A 539-nucleotide genomic window follows, 5' to 3' on the forward strand; every position below is an offset into this window, starting at 1 on the left:
CCCCGGGCGAGAACGGCCTGACGCCGGAAAACGGCTTCGCCGACCTGGCCGACATCCTGGTCAATACCCGCAGCGCCGCCGACCATGCCGGTGCCACCAGGATGGACCGCCCCGAGTGGGGCGCGGTCGACCCCGCCACCGGCCAGGTCTACTTCTCCCTGACCAACAACACCCGCCGTGAGCAGGGTGGCGAGGACGCCGCCAACCCCCGAGCCGACAACAGTTTCGGCCATATCATCCGCTGGCAGGAGGAAGGTATTCACGCCGGCACCCGCTTCGAGTGGGATCTCTTCGTGCTGGCAGGCGACAGCGATGACAGCCGCGATCTGGCCGGCGAGCCGCTGGAGCAGGACGCCATCTTCGCCTCACCGGATGGCCTGTGGATCGACCCGGACCGCCGCGTCTGGATTCAGACCGACATCAGCGAGTCGGTGATGAACAGCGGCATCTTCGAGGTGTTCGGCAACAACCAGATGCTGGCGGCCAACCCCGAGACCGGCGAGATCAAGCGTTTCCTCACCGGCCCCGTGGGCCAGGAG

The 539-nt window shown here is 67.3% G+C and carries 1 protein-coding gene; it reads left to right on the top strand.

Annotated elements, in window-relative coordinates; all coding sequences use genetic code 11:
* Positions 1 to 539 (top strand): PhoX family protein (locus tag DU505_RS22220; protein ID WP_114481147.1); only part of this gene is annotated, 539 nt, incomplete at both ends.

Origin of the sequence: Billgrantia montanilacus, from assembly GCF_003336675.1 — a bacterium.
Taxonomy (GTDB): Bacteria; Pseudomonadota; Gammaproteobacteria; order Pseudomonadales; family Halomonadaceae; genus Halomonas; species Halomonas montanilacus.